This is a genomic window from Pedobacter sp. HDW13, assembly GCF_011303555.1.
Taxonomy (GTDB): Bacteria; Bacteroidota; Bacteroidia; order Sphingobacteriales; family Sphingobacteriaceae; genus Pedobacter.
Genome location: NZ_CP049868.1, coordinates 2,356,856 through 2,377,037, shown reverse-complemented (window position 1 = coordinate 2,377,037; position 20,182 = coordinate 2,356,856). Strand labels below are relative to the sequence as shown.

Here is a 20,182-nt window from a genome sequence, read left to right as displayed (position 1 = left end):
GATTTACGACACGATTTTACCGATCAGTGTAGCAGATGTACATTTCTCGATAAATACATTTGCGTACTGGCCGGGTTTAACACCTTCAATAGCCGGAAAAATGGCCATCGCACCGCTATCACCTCTTCCGCAATAGTCTTTATCTGATTTTTTTGAAGTGCCTTCAATTAAAACACGAACGGTTTTTCCTACCCACTCCTGCAAACGCATTAACGAGTGCGCCTGTTGCTTCGCCAGAATTTCGGCCAAACGGCGTTTCTTAACATCTTCAGGGATATCATCTTCGAGTTTCCGTGCAGCTAAAGTACCCGGACGCTCAGAATAGGTAAAATTATAGGCAAAATCGTACTCCACATAATCCATCATACTCAACGTTTCCTGGTGCTCTTCTTCTGTTTCGGTACAGAAACCGGCAATAATATCGGTCGAAATTGCACAACCGGGAATAATATTACGGATGGCATCGATACGGTTGATATACCATTCGCGGGTATATGTCCGGTTCATCAATTCAAGCACGCGTGTATTACCCGATTGAACTGGTAAATGGATATAGTTACAAATGTTATCGTATTTGGCAATGGTGTGTAAAACTTCGTCGGTAATATCTTTAGGGTGCGAAGTAGAAAAACGCACTCTCAAATCGGGGCTAACCAAAGCTGTTTGCTCCAAAAGCTGCGCAAAATTTACGGTTTCGGTGCCATCTTCCGATGTCCACGTATACGAATCTACGTTTTGGCCTAAAAGGGTAACCTCACGGTAACCACCATCAAACAAAGTTTTTGCTTCTTCAATAATCGAATGCGCATCGCGGCTACGCTCACGGCCACGGGTAAATGGTACCACGCAGAACGAGCACATGTTGTTGCAACCGCGCGTAATTGAAATAAACGCGGTAATGCCGTTGCTGTTTAAACGTACCGGGCTAATATCGGCATAGGTTTCCTCGCGCGATAACAGTACGTTAACAGCCTTGTGACCACTTTCTACCTGCTCAATTAAGTTTGGTAAATCGCGGTAAGCATCAGGACCTACTACTACGTCAACTAAACGCTCTTCTTCTAAAAATTTAGATTTTAAGCGCTCAGCCATACAACCCAAAACGCCAACAATTAACTTCGGATTACGGCGTTTTTCTACCCCAAACTGCGACAGGCGGTTTCTAACCCTGGTTTCTGCATTTTCGCGGATTGAACAGGTATTGATAAAAATCACATCGGCCTGATGGTAATCCCCTGTGGTTTCAAATCCAGTTTCCGACAAAATAGAGGCAACAATTTCGCTATCGGCAAAATTCATGGCGCAACCATAACTTTCGATATATAATTTGCGGGCATCGGCTTTTACTGGCGTATCTAAAATTAACGCTTCGCCTTGCCTTGCCTCATCATGCGTCTTATCTGGTACTTGTAAATCAATCATTATTTAAAAACATTTTGGGGATTGCAAAAATACACAAATAAAATTAAAAGTGACAAATTGACATATTTTGTTTAAATGTTTACAGTATGATTATGATCCCGCACTTTTCGTGTTAATAAAGCGTACCCTTATCTGGTTTTTACCAAAGCATATCCAACTTTGGTCCTTCCGCTTTAGACTTTAAGCTTTCGGCCTATCAAAAACCTTTCTCCCTTACATCTGTTACGTATCAATTAAGCCATAAAAATGACAGCTCAACATAAAAACAAAGTTTGGATCTGGATTGGCAGTATCCTTGGGATCTTAATCCTGATTTTATTATTCGGCGCCATGTTTTTGAGTGCCAGATGGAAGCCCCTGCTTACCGAAGAAATAAAGGCCGGGGTGTATAATGGTTCGCACCACCTCTATCAAATCGATTTTAAAAGCATCAACCTGAATGTAATTACAGGTAGTCTGGCCCTACGCGATGTAACGCTAACCCCCAACCCTTTGGTTTTCGATAGTTTAAAAGTAGCCAGGCTGGCACCTACGCATACCTTTGAGCTGAAGTTAAAAAAACTACAGATTAGCCGCGTTGGTATATTAACGGCCTATTTTAAAAAAAAGGTAGCAGTAAGCGAAATTATTTTACAGCAGCCTTCCATCAATATGATTTACAACAAGGTGCCTAAAAAAGCCGATACCATTAAAAACGAAAAAACACTTTACGACCAGGTATCGAAGATTTTTAAATCCATCCATGTTAAGGCGATAAAGATTGTAGATGCCGATTTCGATTATATTAATAAAACGGGAACTAAAAAAGTAAAAAACTCAATTAAACACCTCGATATTACGGTTAACGATTTTTTACTGGATTCGCTTTCAGGTAATGATACAACCAGGTTCTATTATACCAAAGATATATCCTTTCAGCTTGCGGGCTATAAGTCCGTTACCAAAAATAAAATGTATTCGATGAAGGTAGATACCATTACGGGCTCTGCCAAATCAAAACGCATAACCGCTAAAGGCTTTACCCTTTTGCCTTTGTACTCCGAATTAACTTTTACCCGGAAATACAAGGTACAGAAAGACCGCTACAATTTAGCTTTTGATAAAATAGAACTTAACGGAGTTGATTTTGTTGCCTTAAACGCCGATCAAACGCTGCACGCTCGCTCGTTAAAAATTGGCCCGGCTAATGTAGAAGTATTTATGAGCCGTGAATCGCCACCTCCACCAGGTTTTGATAAAGGCCAAAATTATCCCAACATGACCTTGAAACGGTTAAACTTACCTACCATTATTGATACCGTAAAGCTTAGAAATGTAGATGTAAAATACGCTGAATATAACCCTGCCAGCAAAAAAACAGGCTCCGTAGAGTTTAAAGGGCTAACCGGAACCATTTTAAATGTTACCAATGATAGTACACGTTTAAAGCAACATAATCATGCCCTCGCCGATCTCGGTTCGCGCTTAATGGGTGCAGGGAAATTGAATGTAAAAATCGATTTTAACCTCACCGATCCCAATGGGGCCTTTAGTTACAGCGGAAACCTGGGCAATTTTGACCTGAAAAACTTAAACCCTTTATCGAAAGCGCTTGGATTAGTAGAAATAGAAAGTGGCAATGTACAGCATATCGATTTTAGAGCAGATGGAAATTTAAGGTCGGCGAGCGGCTCGATGAACATGTTGTATAGCAATTTAAAAATAAAACTCTTATCTGATAATATTGATGGAGAAGGAACCAAAGAAAAAGGCTTCTTATCTTTCCTCGCCAATACCGTATTGGTGAAAAATGAAAACCCACAAAAGGGAGAAGCAGTGCGTCGGGCTACCATGACCAATAACCGGATCAATTCGGCATCGTTCTTTAACCTGATGTGGAAAACGGTTTTTGTGGGCATTAAAGATATTGTAGGTGTGAGCGTAGTGCCTGAAAAAAATCCGGTAAAACAGCAGAAGGTAATTGCCAAAAAGATCAGGGAGCAAAAACGGGCAGATAGAAAAGCTGCCAGGAAGGCAAAAAGAGAAAATAACTAAGTCTAAATGCCTTACAATTATCTTTATAACTGTATATTGCTGTTAAAAAATTGTCCCCGTTTTTAATGCCAGCTACTAAAAGATATCGTTATAAAGTTTTAAAATGGATTACGGGCAGCTTGCTCGGTATTTTTCTGGTATTGGCTGGCATTGCCTGGTTTTTAAACGTAAAATCGCGCCCTATGCTTACCAGCAGGATCAAAACCCTGCTTTATACTTCTACCGATAGCTTGTACACCATCAGCTTTACCAAGGTAAGCACCAATATTTTTACGGGTAATGCTACGCTCCAAAATGTAAAAATCACTCCCGATCAGAACCGGTATAAGCAGTTGATAGCCCTGAAACGTGCACCCAATAACCTGTATACCGTTTCATTAAAAAAGCTGGTGGTTAAACGTTTCCACCCCTTAACACTTTACCGCGAAAGAAAACTGCAGCTGGAAGAGGTTTTATTTGATAAGCCCGAGGTTAGCATGGTAAACCGGCAGTTTGCCTTTAACGAGGGCCGGGCACCACGCCCAATTAAATCGCCTTATGCTTTTATTTCCAAAAACCTTAAGGAGTTTAGCATCAAATCGATTCGGTTTAGGGATGTAAGCTTTAAATACGTAAACAACAACCTTAAAAAAGAGGTACCTTTTGCTATTGATGATCTGAATATTACCCTCACCGATTTACTGGTTGATTCTACCTCGGCAGAAGACCCAACCCGTTTTTATCTGCTTAAAGATATTGTCATCAACCTGAACGATTATGCTTACCGCACGCCCAATAAGATGTACGATATTAAGCTGGAAAAGCTCGATTTCAGGGCCAGCACCGGTAAGTTGCGGGTTAACCATTTTGCCCTTGTACCCCTGCATGATGAAATGGCCTTTGGAAAAGTTGCCGGATATGCCCGCGAGCGTTTTAATATCAGCATGAACGACATCATGTTTAACGGGATCGACATGCCCCTTTACATTAGCAAACAAGAGCTTTGGGCAAAAGAGATGGCTATAGCAAATGGCTTTGTTTCGGTATTTAGCCAAAAAGGGCTTAAACAAAAACCGGTAGAGAATAAAATTGGCAGGTTTCCACACCAGCTGCTGCAACGTGTTAACATGCCTATTTTGGTGCAAAAAATACAAGTGAAAGATGTAGGCATTAACTATGCAGTTTACAATAACGAAAGTAACCAGAAAGGACAAATTACTTTTCAGCATACTTCGGGCTTTATTAAAAACGCCACCAACCTTCAAAAAATTAAGGCCATAAATCCAGTTATGGAAGCCAATCTTACTACCTACCTCTGCGGCCAGGGCAAACTGGATGTAAATTTTGTATTCGACCTTACCGCTAATGATGGTGCCTTTTCATATAACGGAACTCTCCATAGCTTTAATGCACGTGTATTGAACCAGATTACCAAGCCGTTGGGGCTTGTACGCATTAACCGAGGCAATGTAGATCAGCTTAAATTCAATTTCAAGGCTAACGATTCGGGCGCTAAAGGCACGGTTGCCTTCTCGTACTACGACCTTTCGGTTGCATTGATGAGGAACGACCCCGAAAAGGATCACCTGGTTACAAGAGGCCTGCTATCATTCTTAGCCAATGCACTAATCATCAAATCAGAAAACCCGGGTCCCGACGGAAAACTTATTCCTTTAAGCGTAAACTATAGTCGCCCGGCCAATACTTCATTTTTTAGCATGATATGGCGCAGCCTTTTTACAGGCATAAAATACAGCATTGGCATTACCGAAGAAAAACAGAACGAAGTGAAGGCGCATATTGCCAAATTTAAGGCCATGAGAGAAAGTCACCTGCAGCGAAAACAGAAAAGACTGGAGCGCCGCCAAAACCGCGAACGATTAGAAAAACGCGAAAAGCGTTAATTTGTAACGTTTGTATATATTTATACTCTAAACCTTAAACTACAATTATGATTATTGCCCTCATTATTATCGGTGTTATATTCCTTTTCGGAATTTTCTTTTACAACTCCCTTATCGGAAAGAAAAACCAGGTTACCAATGCCTTTTCGGCCATTGATGTAATGCTTAAAAAACGTTTCGATTTAATTCCAAACCTTGTTGAAGTGGTAAAACAATATACTACTTACGAACAGGGAACCTTAACCAAAATTGTTGAACTCAGGGCCAAAGCAACCTCGGGAAACATTACACCTTCCGAAAAAGCGCAACTAGACAGTGAGCTGAGCAGCAGCATGAAGGGTTTAATGGTAAACATTGAAAACTACCCTGATTTAAAGGCCAACACCAATTTTATAAACCTGCAAACCACCTGGACCGAAAGTGAAGAGCAGATTGCCGCAGCCAGAAGAACCTATAATGCCAGTGTTACCGATTACAACAACGCCATTATGATGTTTCCGGGAAGTTTATTTGCCGGCATGCTTAACTTTCAGCCTACACCGGTTCTAGAAACTGCAGCCGAAGAACGCAAAAACATTAGCGCAAAAGATCTTTTCAATAACTAATGCAATTCGGTATTGAAGGAAATGTAGCCTTGCAGCAGGTGTTGGCTACGATGGATCTTGAGCGCAAAAAAATTGCCTCAACCCAAATCAAAGGCTATATTTTTATTTTGCTGGGTATAGCCATAGCTGTTATCTGCTTTATATTGGGCTTTCCCATCCCCGCAGTTATTGGCGGGTTAATCCCTTTTATTTATGGTGCGGTGCTGCATTATAAAATCGGCGACGATTTAAGGGCTTATAAAAATGCTTATAAACGCGATGTAATTGGTGCTGCACTTAAATTTTTAGACGAAAGCTTAGCGCTACAGCCGGGCGCTGGTATTGATGCTTCTGAATTTGTTTATACACAGCTTTTCACCCAAAAACCTGATCGTTACAATACGGAAGACTTAGTAACCGGAAGTGCCGGGAAAACCAGGTTTTACTTTGCCGAGGTACATGCCGAATACAAAACAGTAACGCAAACTAAAAATGGTACACGCACCGAATGGCACGACATTTTTAGAGGGATTATTTTTGCAGCTGATTTTAACAAAAACTTTAACGGAATAACCATTGTGCGTCCGAAGGGCTTTGCAAATGCACTGGGCGCCTGGTTTTCGAAAAACATCTTCTCCTTTGGTGATAGTGATGTAGTAAAGCTCGAAAACCCTGATTTTGACAAAACCTTTGTAACTTATGGCTCTGATCAGGTGGAAGCGCGTTATATTTTAACTCCGGCTATGATGGATCGGATTTTAACGCTTAACCGCGAATCCAAGTACGAGATTACCTTATCATTTATCGAATCAAGGATGTATATCGCTTTCCCGCTAAACCGGAATTATTTCGAACCACCGGTGTTTAAATCTTTAATTAATGCCGAAACCCTGAACGATGATATTACAGCTGTTAAATTTATGTATGATATTGTACAGGAACTGGATTTGAATACGCGCATCTGGGGGAAGGCATAACTAATAAGTTTAACCGCAAAAGTCGCGAATTGTTACGTAGATAAATAACATTAGTATTTTTTACCACAAAGGGTACGAAGTATTGCACAGAGGAAATGAGACATTCAAATTGCACCAAATATCCATGCTTTCCGTGAATCCGTGGCTGAAATTATCTTTCGTTTAACCGCAAAAGTCGCGAAGTGTTTCGCAGAGTACGCAAAGGGGCTTACAATTTTGATACTATACTCCATTGCTTAGCGTTCTTTGCGTTTGGTCTTTGCGCGCTTTGCGGTTAAATAATATCGTTACAGTCCTAACTTAAATGCTTTCTCACAATATCCTCCAAGGCGGCAATATCAAAAGGTTTTGATAAATAGCTATCGGCACCAGCCTCATCGGCAAGCGAAGAAATATCGTTATTAGCCGAAAAATAAATTACGGGTATGTGTTTTAAATCGGGGTGACTTTTTAAAGCTTTTGTAGCCTGTATGCCTCCCAAATCGGGTAGCCAGTTATCCATAAAAATTAAATCGGGCATGTACTCGGCCACCTGTTTTTCTATATCGTTTGCATTTTCAGATGTTTTGATTTCGTAACCTGCATCCTCTAAAATAAATGTACATAGATCAAGGATATCCCTGTTATCATCAAAAACAAATACTTTCTTTACACCTGCCATATATTTAACCTCCGAAAAAGTAAATTAATTATTCAATTTATTTATATACGCGGCCATATCATGACCATCCAAAACCACATGCGGCTGTACCTGCAGTACCGCTTGCTGGGGCATATACGGCATTATGGCCGTATTTGGATTTTGTATAACCACTTTACCCCCAAAATTGTTTACACTTTTTAACCCCTCTACCCCATCGGCATTAGATCCTGAGAGCAAAATGCACACCAGGCCTACCTTAAAAACCTCTGCAGCAGACTGAAAGGTAACATCGATTGAAGGGCGCGAATAATTTATTTTTTCTGAATAATCGAGCGAAATACTGTGGTCTTCTTCTATCAGCAAATGATAATCGGCTGGTGCAATAAATACCTTTCCTGCTGTTAACAATTCCTTTTCTTCAGCCTCGCTAACCAACAGCGAAGTGCGGTTTCTAATCAAATCGGTAAGCAGCGATTCGTTGCTGGCTTTGCGGTGTACCACCAGTATAATGGGGAACTTGAGGTCCTGGCTTAGCTGAGGAAAAATTTCGAGCAATACATCTAAACTACCGGCAGAGCCCCCTATAATTAATGCGCTACAGGAGGCTGTATTTACAGTTTTCTCCATATTTTCTCCAGTTTAATCCTTCTATATGCTTTGGCTTTAGGCCAAAACTCCAAACTTTCTTTGCTACCTAAGGCCAAATAACCCAAATTTTCGATACTATTATCGAACAGGTTAAAAACCTTATGCTGCAGGTCTTTATCAAAGTAAATTAATACATTCCGGCACAGAATAAGCTGAAACTCGTTAAAAGAATGGTCAGAAACCAGGTTGTGGGTAGAAAAAATCATTTTACTACTCAAACACTCATCAAATTTAGCCAGCGAATAGTTTGCCGTGTAATAGGTAGAAAAATCTTTGGTACCGCCCGCTTGCTGGTAATTTTCAGAATACTGTTTGAGGTAATTTAAAGGAAACATGCCTTTTTTTGCCTTTTCTAAAACAGATGGATTAATATCTGTGGCATAAATAAGCGATTTGTTTAACAGGTTTAATTCTTTTAACAAAATAGCCAGCGAATAGGCCTCCTCGCCGGTAGAGCAGCCTGCAACCCAAATGCGTATGAAAGGATAGGTACCCAAAACCGGAAGTACATCATTACGCAGGGCCTTATAAAAAGACGGATCGCGGAACATTTCGGTAACATTAACCGTAATTTCTTCCAGAAAACGTTTAAAATATTGCTTATCGGTTCTTACAGTATAACGAAACTCAGCAAAGCTTACAAAACTATCGAGCGCATAGAGCCGCGTAATCCTCCTTTTTATCGAAGCATGCGAATATTCGAGAAAATCATAGCCATGAGTTTCTAAAACATCGTTCAGCAACAGTTCAACCTGCTCATTATCTATCACTTCACTTATCACTGCTAGTTGGTAAATTTTTCTATCTGCATTAACAATTCATCAACGTTTATCGGCTTTGAAACATAGCCCGATGCACCTGCACTGAGGCAACGTTCTTTATCGCCAACCATGGCCTGGGCAGTTACTGCCAAAACAGGTATATTTCGCATTTTGGCCGATTTTTTCATCGCGGCAATGGCCTGATAACCATCCATATCCGGCATCATCATATCCATTAACACAATGGCAACATTATCGTGTTCTTCTATAATAGAAAAACCATCATGAGCGCTTATAGCTGACAAACAATTGAATCCTTTGGCCTTTAAAACAGCCTTCAGGGCAAAAATGTTTCGATTGTCATCATCAATAATGAGAATTAACTTTTGAGGCATAACAGATTAAAATGTTTTATGATTTATGATGATTTTCGTACAGCCAAACCCGCAATAAAGAGATTAACTGATCCATATCTACCGGTTTGCTGATATAGTCTGAAGCACCTGCTGCGATGCACTTTTCGCGGTCGCCCATCATGGCCTTTGCCGTTACAGCCAATATTGGCAGGTTACGGTATTTAAGATCCTGCCTGATGGCCGTTGTTGTTTCGTAACCATCCAGCTCGGGCATCATCATATCCATCAGCACCACATCTACATCGGCGTTTTCGTTCAAAAGTTTTAGTGCTTCTTTTCCATCTGTAGCGGCCAAAACTTTCATCTGGTGTTGCTCCAGCATCTTCGTTAATGAAAAAATGTTACGCACATCATCATCAGCCACCAAAACGGTTTTCCCTTTTAACACATCCTGCAACTCCGAGAACTTTTTGGTGGTTTTGGTTTTCTCTTTGCTTTTTTCCTCTACCAGGTGCAAAAACAGCCCCGCTTCATCTAAAATGCGCTGATACGAATGTGCGGTTTTTACCACTATAGAATCGGCATATTGTTTTATCCGGTTCTCTTCGCCTTTTGAGAGGTTTTTGCCTGTAAAAATGATAATGGGCAGGTTTTCCAAGCCGGGAGTTTTTTTCACCACCTCCAGCGTTTCGTAAGCATGTTTATCGGGAATGCCCATATCCAGGATTACACAATTCACCTCTGGTTTGTGCAAAGCCGAAACACTTTCGTTTACCTGATTTACAATTTCTGTCTGGATGTTAAAATTGCTTAAAAAGTAGCTTAAAGCCTTGGCATGCTGTTCATTTTCTTCGACAATAAGTACCTTTTTAGGGTGGCGACTTAAAGCATGTTCCAGTTTGGCAAAGATTTCCTGCATGTGCTCAAAAGCAAACGGCTTATTGATAAAATCAACCGCTCCTTTTAACAAACTTTCTTTCTTTACCTGTAACGACGACATAATGTGCACCGGAATCGGCCGGGTTGAAGGATCTGATTTCAATTCTTCCATTACCTGCCAGCCATCTTTAACCGGCAGCTGAATATCGAGCAGTATAGCCAGCGGTTTATAGGTTTTGGCCATTTCAATACCCATATCGCCACGCACAGCCACTAATCCTTTGTAATTTCTTTTCCGGGTAAAATCCAGCAATGTTTTGGCAAAAGGGGTATCATCCTCCACAATCAAAATCACTTTATCATCCGGCTGGATATTCTCCCTGTCGTCTTCTATTTCCTGAGGAATATTAGCTACGGTTAAGGGATTTATTTTTTTAGCTGTATGCTCCGTAATTGTGGTTGTTGGTTGGTCTAAATTTGCAATTACACCATCAAAGCCCTTATTTTTATCGATAGGCAAGGTCAAGGTGAAAACACTGCCTTCGTTTTCCTTACTTTTTAATTCGATGTAACCACCCAACAGTTTAGCCAGCTCACGACTGATGGACAAGCCTAAGCCGGTACCACCAAATTTACGGCGGGTAGAACCATCGGCCTGCTGAAAGGCCTCGAAAACCATGCCCTGCTTTTCGGGTGCAATACCCACACCGGTATCAGTAACTTTAAATACCAAGGCAGCCAGTTTATCATTTTTTTCGATGGCTAAGGTTACAGTACCTACAGTGGTAAACTTAATGGCATTCGACAGTAGATTTTTAATAATCTGCTCTAAGCGCATTTTATCAGTATGAAAAAACTCGGGCACCGCTGCCGATTTTTCAATTTCGAATGTTAAGTTTTTATCCCTGGCCATCGGGTTAAAGAGTGCACGCATATTAAGCACAATATCGTCCACTTTAATGTTGGTACGATCGAGTTCCATTTTACCCGCTTCTATTTTGGATAAATCCAAAATCTCATCAATTAAGCTCAACAAGCCTTGTCCCGAGCTTTGAATCACTTCGGCATACTCCTGGTGTTCGCGGTCCATTGCTTCATTTTCGGCCATCAACCTCGATAAAAGCAGAATCGAATTGAGTGGCGTTCTTAGCTCGTGCGACATGTTGGCTAGAAACTCAGATTTGTATCTGGTACTTAATTCTAAAGCCTCGGCTTTTTGCTGAATTTCGACATTGCGCTCTTCAATCAGTTCGTTTTTCTCTTCCAGTAAGCTGCTTCTTTCTTCCAGCTCCTGGTTGCTTTGCAACAATTCTTCCTGTTGTACCCGGAGCTCTTCTTCGCTTGCCTGAAGTTTCTGCGCCTGCGCCTCAAGCTCGGCATTTAAACCCTCCAGTTCATTGTGTTGCACCTGCAGCTCTTCAGATTGTGCCTGGGTTTCTTCCAGCAGCTGCTGCAATTTCTGACGATTCTGCGCCCCCAGCAACGCGGTACCTACATCGGTTGATACCAGGTTTAAAAAGTGCAGCTGTAAATCGGTGTATTTGCCAATGGTACCCAGTTCCAAACCACCAATAGAAATTTCATTTCTAATAATAGGCAGTACAATTAACTGTGCAGGCCTTATGTTGCCTGTGGCATGGCTAATGGTAAGCTCATTTTGAGGCACATCATCCAGCAAGATTGATTTGCCCGATTTTACGGCCTGGCCAATTAATCCCTGTCCGATTTCTAAAGTTTGTGTTAAATTTTGTCCCTGCAAGGCATATTGCCCTTTCAAATGCAAGTATCCGTCGTCTTTAAAAAGATATAAAGCACCAATCTGGCTTTTGGTGTAAGTGGCAAGAAAGGCAATAATATCTTCGGCCAGATGAAAAACATCTTTTTCGCCAACCATTTTAACGTTCAGATTGGCCACGCCTGTTTGCAGCCATTCATTTTCTTCAAGTGTATCGAACGATTTTTTTAATGAGGCTGACATGGTATTTAACGAATCGGAAAGTTCTCCAATATCATCGCGGGTCTGGCTATCGAGCTTTACGCCATAGTTACCAATAGAAATCTGATGTGCAATTTCTTTAATTGCCAGAATACGCTTTTCCATTTCGTACTTTTTATCCTCAATTTCATTCTGAAGCTTAACGCGTTCATCAAAATCGATAGAAACTTTTCTATAAAAAAACAGGGTAATGAGCACCGCCAGTAAAGCAGCCACCAATATTAAAACTGGCGTATAAGCAGTCAGTTTATTGAGTTCGATGGTACGGCTCTCTAATAATCTTCTTTCCTCGCTAACCATCCCGGCTACAACTGCCCTTGCCTGGTCCATATAGGTTTTGCCCTGTAAAAGCACGGTAGGGTCAATTTGTCCGCCCAGCGATTTAATTTCGATGGTAGAGGTAATAATATTTAGCCTGCGGCCCATAATATCCCTTAGTGCTTTAATATTTTTCTGTTGCAGAGGGTTATCTTTGGTTAGTACCTGCATTTTGTTCAGGGCGTTCATGGCCGTATCGGTAGAACCGTAATAGGGCTGCAAAAAGATCTTGTTCCCTGTTAAAAGATAACCCCGCTGACCGGTTTCGGCATCTTTTAAGGTCGAGATTACACCTTCGGCGCTTAAAATCACCTCATCGCTGTGTTTTACCAGATCGGTACTTTTAATCAGGTTACTAATACTGGTGTACGATGCCAGCGAACTGATAAACAGAATAATCAACGAAAGGCCAAGGCCCAAACGCAGGTTATTTTTAAGGGTTGTTTTCATTATAGGAATTAAAGCTAATTAGATCTGGTTCTTTATGATTTCTTCTTCGGTAATTGGGATAATAAAATAAAATTCAGAGCCCTCATCAGGAACACTATTTACCCCTATTTTACCGCCATGCCGGTTTATAATTTCTGAACAGATATACAAACCAATGCCCAGGCCATTAAAACGATTGCTGTTTTCTTCAACACGGTAAAACTTATCGAATATTTTCTCCTGCTGTTCTTTTGAAATGCCAATGCCAAAATCTTTAACGGCCAGATACAGTTTGCCGTCTTTTATATTGATGGTAACATTAACCTGATTGGTGCCAGGTGCATATTTGATGGCATTGGTAATGAAATTGATTACCACCTGCTCCAACCTGATTTCGTCGCCAAAAATCATTTCGTGGGTTTGGCCCAACTTGGTAATTTTAAAATCGGGGTTAGATTGCTGCAGCATCTCGATGGCATTGTTTACCATGTTATCGGCGCAAAAGCTTTTCAGGTTAAACTTCATCTTACCGCTTTCGATTTTAGATATATCAAGCAGATCTACAATGAGGTCATTCAGTTTTTCGAGCTGTATGCTTGCTTTTTCGAGATGATTTTGCGCCATGGTTTTATCATCGCGGTTTAAGCTTCTCTGCAACAACTGAATATAGCCTTTTACACTGGTTAAAGGTGTTTTTAACTCGTGACTGGCAATACTGATAAACTCATCTTTTTTATGTTCGGCCTGCTTGCGGAATTCTATTTCTTCCAAAAGCTTTTCCTGCACCTCGTTTAGCTTTCTGTTTTGCTCGTAAATGCGGTAAAAGGTTTTGATTTTTAACAGGAGTACATTAATATCAACAGGTTTGGTAATGTAATCCAATCCTCCGCTAAGGTATCCTTTTGTAATAAACTTGAGTTCGGTATTAACGGCCGAGAGAAAAATAATGGCGGTATCTTTTGCCTTACTAAAGCCCGAAATGGCCTCTGCCACTTCAAAGCCGTCCATGTCGGGCATTTGTACATCGAGAATAATCAGGACGTAATTATGCTTTAAAACTTTTTTTAGTGCTTCTTCACCTGATGATGCGGTATCAACCTCAAAATTGTGTGCCTGCAGTACTTTCTGTAACGAGATCAGGTTTTCAGGCCTGTCATCAACTATAAGGATCATTCTTTATTAAAACAAATAAGAAGCCGGGATAATTATGTTTGGTTAGGAGAAACGAGTCTCCTTAACTGTAAACAAACAACAGCGTTTTTAAAAAGTTTTAATTATTTAAAAATTATTGGAATTAAAGGTATCGCCCTGTTTGATATCGCCGGTTTCGAAACCTTTTTTAAACCAGTACATGCGTTGGGCAGATGTACCATGAGTAAAAGAATCGGGCTGTACCTCGCCGGTTGCCTGTTTCTGCAACTTATCGTCGCCTATGGCGTTGGCTGCAGTCAGGGCTTCCTCAATGTCGCCTGCATCTAGTTTAAAATCTTTCAGGTTTTGGGCATTGTGCGCCCACAGGCCGGCAAAGAAATCGGCCTGCAATTCTAATTTAACCGATAGGCGGTTATATTCTGTTTTACTCACCTGTCCGCGGGCCTCGTCTAATTTAGCCGAAATGCCCAGCAAATTCTGCACATGGTGACCAACTTCGTGGGCAATTACATAAGCCTGTGCAAAATCGCCAGCTGCGCCGAAACGGTTTTTCAGTTCATCGTAAAAAGATAAATCGATATATACTTTATGATCACCGGGGCAATAAAATGGCCCCACGTTCGATTGAGCATAACCACAGGCCGTTTGTACGCCATCTCTAAAAAGCCTCAGTTTCGGGTATTCGTACTGTTTACCCATGGCTTTAAATTCTGCATCCCAAACCTGCTCGGTCGATTCCAGTACGCCGGAAACAAATTGTGCCTGTGCATCGTTTGCCGGTACGCCCTGCTTCACTTCTTCTGTACCCGTAGTGGCCGGTAACTGGCTAACTACACCAGTCAAATCTTTCCCGAATATTAAGCCGAGCACCACAATGATAATCCCTATTCCGCCACCCAGTGCGGTTTTGCCACCGCCGCCGCTTCTGCCATCTTCAACATTATTACTGCCTTTACCAAACCACTGCATAGTTTATATTTTTATTTTAATGAATAACCTTATCTATCGAAAATTGTTATACTAATGTAGAAATATTTTTTGGTGAAGTAAGCAGCAAAAGATGAATGGGTTATTGAATTTTGGATGATTAGATGCGATTTGCATCGAAACATGCTTTCATCCAAAATTCAATGATTTAGCTACTAGCTATTAAATACAGCTATGGCTTTTGCTATTCTTGCTTTGGTTTCGGCTACGCCCAACAATAGTGCAATATCGAAAACCCCAGGGCCAAATTTACCGCCTACCAGCATAATGCGGAAAGGCAACATCAGTTCGCCGGGTTTAAATCCTTTTTCCTCTGCTAAAGCCTTAAAAGCTGTTTCTGCAGTTGCAGCATCAGTCAAAGTTAATCCTTCGGCAAAGGCATTAAAAAATTCAGCCTTTTCAGCTGTCCATTTTGGTTTTACCGAATTTACATCGTACTCAGCCGGCGAAGCAAAGAAGTAACTGCTTTGCGCCACGAAATCAGGCAATAAAGTACAACGGTCTTTAATCAAATCGATAACGGTGTTTAAGAAAGCATCGTCGTTAACGGCAATACCTGCTTTTTCAAGTTCTTCTTTAACGCCAGCCGCTAAACGCTCAGCACTTTGCGCTTTAATCCACTCGTGGTTATACCATTTTGCTTTCTCGAAATCGAATTTAGCACCTGCTTTACTAATTCTTTCTACCGAGAATTTTTCTTCCAGTTCTTTCAACGTAAATATTTCCTGGTCGGTACCATCGTTCCAGCCTAAAAGAGCCAGCATATTGATAAAAGCTTCGGGCATAAAACCCATTTCTTTAAAGCCTTTGGTTACATCGCCTGTTTTAGGATCGCTCCAGTTCATGGCATACACCGGAAAACCCAACCGATCGCCATCGCGTTTGCTCAGCTTTCCATGTCCGTCGGGCTTTAAAATTAAAGGCAAATGCGCCCAGGCAGGCATTTCAGCCTCCCAGCCTAAATATTTCCAAAGCAAAATATGAACCGGCGCCGATGGCAACCACTCTTCGCCTCTAAAAGCGTGACTAATTTCCATCGCTTTATCATCAACCACAACAGCCAAATGATAAGTAGGCATACCATCTGCTTTTAATAAAACTTTATCATCAACCAACGAGGTTTCGAAGCTTACATCGCCACGGATTAAATCATTAAAATACACTACCTCATCGGCAGGCACCTTAATACGGATTACGTGGGGTACTTTGGCCGCTAGTAAATCTTCTACTTCGCTAACGGTAAGTGTTAAGGAGTTACGCATTTGCATCCGCGTAGCCTGGCCGTACTGAAAGTTAGGAATATCTTTACGTTTAGCATCCAGTTCCTCAGGAGTATCGAAAGCATAATAGGCATAGCCATCGCTAATTAACTGTTCAGCAAATTTCCTGTAGCTCGGTTTACGCTCACTTTGGCGGTATGGGCCATAGCTACCCGGCTGTTCCGGACTTTCATCAGGTGTAATGCCACACCAGTTTAAACAATTTACGATATATTCTTCGGCACCTTCTACAAAGCGGTTCTGATCGGTATCTTCTACGCGAAGTACAAAAGTTCCGTTATTCTTTTTAGCGAACAAATAATTGAACAAGGCAGTACGCACACCGCCTAAATGCAAACCTCCGGTTGGGCTTGGGGCAAATCTTACTCTAACTTTTTTATCCATGATTAAGCAAAGAGCAGGGAGTTAGAAGCTTAGAGCCATGGTGCAATCCATGCTCTTTGCGCCACGCACTATGCTCGTTACAAAGATATGTTTTTCATCCGTTTTATACTGTTTTCATGTGTGATGAAGCGATTATGCTTTCAAAACCATTAATTAAGCTTTTTGAAAAAGCATAATCGTTTTATGTTTTTTTCGTTTTGTTATTGTAATTTGGCTAGCTCAAGCATGAACCCTTATCAAAAGAAACGCCGCTGGAAGTTTTTCCTCCTAATTTTTGCCATCTTAATCGGCATTGCTTCAGTATTTTACACCGATTCTTTTGTAAAGAAGATGGAACGCGAAGAGGCAGACCAATTTCACCTTTGGGTTAGGATTCAGGAGCGCGCCATGTTTCTGTACGACAATGATGATTACCGCGATGTGGTGGAAACCGTAAGAAAAAACACCAAAACGCCTGTAATCATGACCGATTCGGCTGGAGTAATTACTTCTTTTAATGGCTTAGATAGCACTAAAACAAATTATCCGATCAGCGATCCGAAGCTTACTTACGATAGTTTATATTTTGTCCGCCAGCTGAAACAAATGAAAGCACAGCACCGCCCCGATGAGATGAACATTTTTGGTAAGAAGTTTAGGGCTTACTACCGCGATTCGTTTATTTTAACACAGCTGAGGTATTTCCCCTACATCCAGATGGGTGTAATTTTCCTTTTTCTTTTAACGGCTTATACCGCATTTAGTTCGGCAAGGCGCGATGAGCAGGATCATGTATGGGTAGGTTTGGCCAAGGAAACCGCACACCAGCTGGGCACGCCCATTTCCTCTTTAATGGCTTGGACAGAGCTGATGAAATCTAAATTTGATGCGGAAGACGATCCCTTGATTGCTGAAATGGAAAACGACATTAAGCGCCTGGAGATTATTACCGACCGTTTTTCTAAAATCGGGTCTAAACCCATGCTCGAAGACCATACGGTATACATTGTCATCAGCGATTTTATCCGATATTTTAAAGTACGTACCTCCGATAAGGTTAAATTTAGCATTACGGGCGATGAACAGGTTAGGGCCATGCTTAACGTGCCCTTGTTTGACTGGGTAATTGAAAACCTGCTAAAGAATGCCGCCAACGCGATTGAAAACGAAGGCTCTATATCGATTAATATTATTGAGAACCTGGCCAAAGAACAGGTTTTTATTGATGTTAGCGATACCGGTAAAGGTATTCCAAGATCGAAGTTCGATGCTGTTTTTCAGCCGGGCTATACCACCCGTAAGCGCGGCTGGGGGCTCGGTTTATCGCTTACCAAACGGATTGTTGAAAATTACCATAGTGGCGAAATCTTTGTAAAAGACTCAGAACTGGGCAAAGGCACCACTTTCAGAATTATATTAAAGAGCAGTTTAAGATATGAACCGACCACAGCCTAACGAATATCCGATTTGGGGCGAAACCTACATCAGCAAGGTTGACCGCGATATTTTCGAAATTTTAAACGATCAGGTAGAAAGTATTCCTGTTTTGTTCAGGGCCAATGCCGATAAGGCCGATTATGCCTATGCTGAAGGAAAATGGACACTTAAAGAAATGCTGGGCCACATGATCGACACTGAGCGTGTTTTTGCTTTCCGCATTACCTGCTTTGCCCGCAAAGAGCAACAACCCTTGCCGGGCTTTGAAGAAGACGATTATGTATTGAATGCCCGCTTTGCCGAACGTGAGCTGGAAGATTTGATTGAAGAGTTTGCAGCCCTGCGTAAAGCCAATTTGTATCTTTTTAAATCGCTAAACGAAGAAGAACTGAATAGAAAGGGGATTGCCTCTGGACGGGAAATTAATGTAAAATCTATTTTGTTTATTGTTGGTGGCCATGTAATCCACCATGTTGGGGTTTTAAAAGAACGTTACCATGTGGTTTAAAGATTTTACTGTTGATGAACTAAACAACCGCCCCAAAAACCATATTGGGGCGCTGCTTGATATTCAATTTACCGAAATCGGAGCCGACTTTATTAGCGGTACCATGCCTGTTGATGAGCGTACACACCAGCCGGCAGGTATATTGCACGGTGGAGCATCGGTTGTATTGGCCGAAACGCTGGCAGTATTGCTTCTTACATGTGTATCGATCCCGAGAAATATCTGGCTGTAGGTTTAGAAGTAAATGCCAACCACCTCAGGCCGGTAAAAAGCGGTTTGGTGAAAGGAATTTGCAAACCACTGCATATTGGTGCCAAAACGCAGGTTTGGGAAATTAAAATTTACAATGAGCGCGGCAAAATGAACTGCATTAGCAGGCTAACGGTAGCCATCATTGTTAAACCGCAGTAATAAAGGCTGGTTTATTTGCTCTTTATCGTTTGGGCTATAACCAGCTTCGCAATATTTTCGGTAAGTACTGTTGGCGAGTTACAATCACAGTTGGTGAGCCCCACTACATAAATATCTTCGCCGGGTACGTAAACACCCATGCTTTTAAACCCGAATATGCTACCGCCATGTGCCCTGGCAGGCAAACCGCCAATCTCTTTAATGTGCCAGCCATAACCGTAATTAAACACTTCGCCATTATTTAATTTATAGCTGGAAAATGCCTGTTGGGTTACTACAGCATTTAGCAGTTTATTTTGGTTTAAAGCATTTTGCCATTTCAGCAAATCGGCCAGGGTAGACATTAACGCACCCGAAGCAAAAGGAACACTAAAATTAACAGCCGTTTTATTTACGTAGCCACTTTCTTTTTTCTGGTAGCCATAAGCCCGGTTATAGATCACCTGCCTGTCGCTTGCATAATAAGAATGGGCCATGCCAAGCTGATTAAAAATGTGTTGCTGTATAAAAGTGGCATAAGGCTCGCCCGAAACCAATTCGATCAGGTAACCCAGCAGCACATAACCTGAGTTATTGTACTCAAAACGCTCGCCCGGAGCAAAATCAACTGGTTCATCCTTAAAAAAATCGACCACCATTTTAGGCGTCATCTCTTTTAGGGCTATACCTGCCAATGCCTTCATTTTGGTAAAATCTTTAATGCCCGAAGTATGGGTAAGCAAATGGTGTATGGTTATTTTATCCCCACCGGGGTAATCTGGTATATATCTGCGAACAGGATCGGTTACCTTTAATTTACCCTGCTGCACTAAAAGCATTACTGCTACAGCCGTAAACTGCTTGGTCATAGAACCCAGTTGGAAAACACTTTCGGTTGTAAGGTTAACATCCAGTTCGAGGTTGGCTTTGCCAAAAGCCTTCTGATAAAGCACCTGCCCTTTTCGGGCAACCATAAATACACCTCCAGGACCTTGCTGATCGGATATTGCAGCTGAAATCAAACTATCAATCTGATTATTTAACTTTTGAGCCTGTACCGTTTCAACCATAAACAGGTTGCAGATCAGTATTACAAGAAAGCCCCGGATGATGTTGGTTTGTTTGGTTTGCACTG

16 protein-coding genes and 1 pseudogene are annotated in these 20,182 nt (G+C 41.4%); 7 read left to right on the top strand and 10 right to left on the bottom strand.

What is annotated here, in order from left to right; all coding sequences use genetic code 11:
* Positions 1 to 3 precede the first annotated feature (3 nt).
* Positions 4 to 1,422 carry a tRNA (N6-isopentenyl adenosine(37)-C2)-methylthiotransferase MiaB gene (gene miaB, locus G7074_RS10015; RefSeq protein ID WP_166208215.1) on the bottom strand — a complete coding sequence of 473 codons (1,419 nt, stop codon included), beginning with the start codon at positions 1,420 to 1,422 and terminating at the stop codon, positions 4 to 6.
* Positions 1,423 to 1,668: 246 nt separating this feature from the next.
* Here miaB and G7074_RS10010 point away from each other — a divergent pair, with 246 nt between their 5' ends.
* The 4 genes from G7074_RS10010 (at position 1,669) to G7074_RS09995 (ending at position 6,900) form a co-directional block, all read left to right on the top strand.
* Positions 1,669 to 3,456: a DUF748 domain-containing protein gene (locus G7074_RS10010; RefSeq protein ID WP_166208212.1), complete on the top strand. Its 1,788-nt coding sequence runs from the start codon at positions 1,669 to 1,671 to the stop codon at positions 3,454 to 3,456.
* Positions 3,457 to 3,521: 65 nt separating this feature from the next.
* The gene (locus tag G7074_RS10005; protein ID WP_166208210.1) at positions 3,522 to 5,339 is read left to right on the top strand and encodes a DUF748 domain-containing protein; all 1,818 of its coding nucleotides are present in this window, start codon (positions 3,522 to 3,524) and stop codon (positions 5,337 to 5,339) included.
* A 47-nt stretch (positions 5,340 to 5,386) separates the two neighbouring features.
* Positions 5,387 to 5,944: a LemA family protein gene (locus G7074_RS10000; protein WP_124558866.1), complete on the top strand. Its 558-nt coding sequence runs from the start codon at positions 5,387 to 5,389 to the stop codon at positions 5,942 to 5,944.
* Positions 5,944 to 6,900, top strand: coding sequence for a DUF3137 domain-containing protein (locus G7074_RS09995; protein ID WP_124558867.1), 957 nt, complete (start codon positions 5,944 to 5,946; stop codon positions 6,898 to 6,900). Before G7074_RS10000 ends, G7074_RS09995 begins: the two co-directional genes overlap by 1 nt.
* A gap of 295 nt (positions 6,901 to 7,195) precedes the next feature.
* Here the strand turns inward: G7074_RS09995 and G7074_RS09990 are convergent, their stop codons facing one another.
* The 8 genes from G7074_RS09990 to gltX all read right to left on the bottom strand — a co-directional run bounded on the left by G7074_RS09990 (position 7,196) and on the right by gltX (position 16,733).
* Positions 7,196 to 7,561 carry a response regulator gene (locus G7074_RS09990; RefSeq protein WP_124558868.1) on the bottom strand — a complete coding sequence of 122 codons (366 nt, stop codon included), beginning with the start codon at positions 7,559 to 7,561 and terminating at the stop codon, positions 7,196 to 7,198.
* A 24-nt stretch (positions 7,562 to 7,585) separates the two neighbouring features.
* Positions 7,586 to 8,170, bottom strand: a complete 585-nt coding sequence (locus G7074_RS09985; RefSeq protein ID WP_124558869.1) for a chemotaxis protein CheB — start codon at positions 8,168 to 8,170, stop codon at positions 7,586 to 7,588.
* Positions 8,155 to 8,973 (bottom strand): protein-glutamate O-methyltransferase CheR, encoded by an 819-nt coding sequence (locus G7074_RS09980; RefSeq protein ID WP_124558870.1) that lies wholly within the window; start codon positions 8,971 to 8,973, stop codon positions 8,155 to 8,157. Before G7074_RS09980 ends, G7074_RS09985 begins: the two co-directional genes overlap by 16 nt.
* A 2-nt stretch (positions 8,974 to 8,975) precedes the next feature.
* Positions 8,976 to 9,347 (bottom strand): two-component system response regulator, encoded by a 372-nt coding sequence (locus G7074_RS09975; protein ID WP_124558871.1) that lies wholly within the window; start codon positions 9,345 to 9,347, stop codon positions 8,976 to 8,978.
* A gap of 16 nt (positions 9,348 to 9,363) precedes the next feature.
* A complete protein-coding gene (locus tag G7074_RS09970) occupies positions 9,364 to 12,951 on the bottom strand; it encodes a response regulator (protein WP_166208207.1) in 3,588 nt (1,195 codons plus the stop codon).
* An 18-nt stretch (positions 12,952 to 12,969) separates the two neighbouring features.
* Entirely contained in the window at positions 12,970 to 14,103 is a 1,134-nt protein-coding gene (locus G7074_RS09965) for a hybrid sensor histidine kinase/response regulator (RefSeq protein ID WP_124558873.1), read from the bottom strand.
* 105 nt (positions 14,104 to 14,208) lie between these two features.
* Complete coding sequence (locus tag G7074_RS09960; protein WP_124558874.1) at positions 14,209 to 15,051, bottom strand: neutral zinc metallopeptidase; 843 nt, start codon at positions 15,049 to 15,051, stop codon at positions 14,209 to 14,211.
* 173 nt (positions 15,052 to 15,224) lie between these two features.
* Positions 15,225 to 16,733 carry a glutamate--tRNA ligase gene (gene gltX / locus G7074_RS09955; RefSeq protein WP_124558875.1) on the bottom strand — a complete coding sequence of 503 codons (1,509 nt, stop codon included), beginning with the start codon at positions 16,731 to 16,733 and terminating at the stop codon, positions 15,225 to 15,227.
* A 225-nt stretch (positions 16,734 to 16,958) separates the two neighbouring features.
* Between gltX and G7074_RS09950 the strand changes: the two genes are divergently transcribed.
* The 3 genes and pseudogenes from G7074_RS09950 (at position 16,959) to G7074_RS09940 (ending at position 19,068) form a co-directional block, all read left to right on the top strand.
* The gene (locus G7074_RS09950) at positions 16,959 to 18,167 is read left to right on the top strand and encodes a HAMP domain-containing sensor histidine kinase (RefSeq protein ID WP_124558876.1); all 1,209 of its coding nucleotides are present in this window, start codon (positions 16,959 to 16,961) and stop codon (positions 18,165 to 18,167) included.
* Positions 18,148 to 18,657, top strand: coding sequence for a DinB family protein (locus G7074_RS09945; RefSeq protein WP_124558877.1), 510 nt, complete (start codon positions 18,148 to 18,150; stop codon positions 18,655 to 18,657). Before G7074_RS09950 ends, G7074_RS09945 begins: the two co-directional genes overlap by 20 nt.
* Positions 18,647 to 19,068: pseudogene (locus G7074_RS09940) on the top strand (hotdog fold thioesterase). Before G7074_RS09945 ends, G7074_RS09940 begins: the two are co-directional and overlap by 11 nt.
* A gap of 11 nt (positions 19,069 to 19,079) precedes the next feature.
* Here G7074_RS09940 and G7074_RS09935 read toward each other — a convergent pair.
* Positions 19,080 to 20,180 carry a beta-lactamase family protein gene (locus G7074_RS09935; protein ID WP_233603815.1) on the bottom strand — a complete coding sequence of 367 codons (1,101 nt, stop codon included), beginning with the start codon at positions 20,178 to 20,180 and terminating at the stop codon, positions 19,080 to 19,082.
* Positions 20,181 to 20,182 lie beyond the last annotated feature (2 nt).

Excerpts from the sequence above, each read along its gene's own strand:
- miaB (WP_166208215.1), bottom strand. The coding sequence starts at position 1,422 with ATGATTGATTTACAAGTACCAGATAAGACGCATGATGAGGCAAGGCAA.
- G7074_RS10010 (WP_166208212.1), top strand. The coding sequence starts at position 1,669 with ATGACAGCTCAACATAAAAACAAAGTTTGGATCTGGATTGGCAGTATC.
- G7074_RS10005 (WP_166208210.1), top strand. The coding sequence starts at position 3,522 with ATGCCAGCTACTAAAAGATATCGTTATAAAGTTTTAAAATGGATTACG.
- G7074_RS10000 (WP_124558866.1), top strand. The coding sequence starts at position 5,387 with ATGATTATTGCCCTCATTATTATCGGTGTTATATTCCTTTTCGGAATT.
- G7074_RS09995 (WP_124558867.1), top strand. The coding sequence starts at position 5,944 with ATGCAATTCGGTATTGAAGGAAATGTAGCCTTGCAGCAGGTGTTGGCT.
- G7074_RS09990 (WP_124558868.1), bottom strand. The coding sequence starts at position 7,561 with ATGGCAGGTGTAAAGAAAGTATTTGTTTTTGATGATAACAGGGATATC.
- G7074_RS09985 (WP_124558869.1), bottom strand. The coding sequence starts at position 8,170 with ATGGAGAAAACTGTAAATACAGCCTCCTGTAGCGCATTAATTATAGGG.
- G7074_RS09975 (WP_124558871.1), bottom strand. The coding sequence starts at position 9,347 with ATGCCTCAAAAGTTAATTCTCATTATTGATGATGACAATCGAAACATT.
- G7074_RS09970 (WP_166208207.1), bottom strand. The coding sequence starts at position 12,951 with ATGAAAACAACCCTTAAAAATAACCTGCGTTTGGGCCTTGGCCTTTCG.
- G7074_RS09965 (WP_124558873.1), bottom strand. The coding sequence starts at position 14,103 with ATGATCCTTATAGTTGATGACAGGCCTGAAAACCTGATCTCGTTACAG.
- G7074_RS09960 (WP_124558874.1), bottom strand. The coding sequence starts at position 15,051 with ATGCAGTGGTTTGGTAAAGGCAGTAATAATGTTGAAGATGGCAGAAGC.
- gltX (WP_124558875.1), bottom strand. The coding sequence starts at position 16,733 with ATGGATAAAAAAGTTAGAGTAAGATTTGCCCCAAGCCCAACCGGAGGT.
- G7074_RS09950 (WP_124558876.1), top strand. The coding sequence starts at position 16,959 with ATGAACCCTTATCAAAAGAAACGCCGCTGGAAGTTTTTCCTCCTAATT.
- G7074_RS09945 (WP_124558877.1), top strand. The coding sequence starts at position 18,148 with ATGAACCGACCACAGCCTAACGAATATCCGATTTGGGGCGAAACCTAC.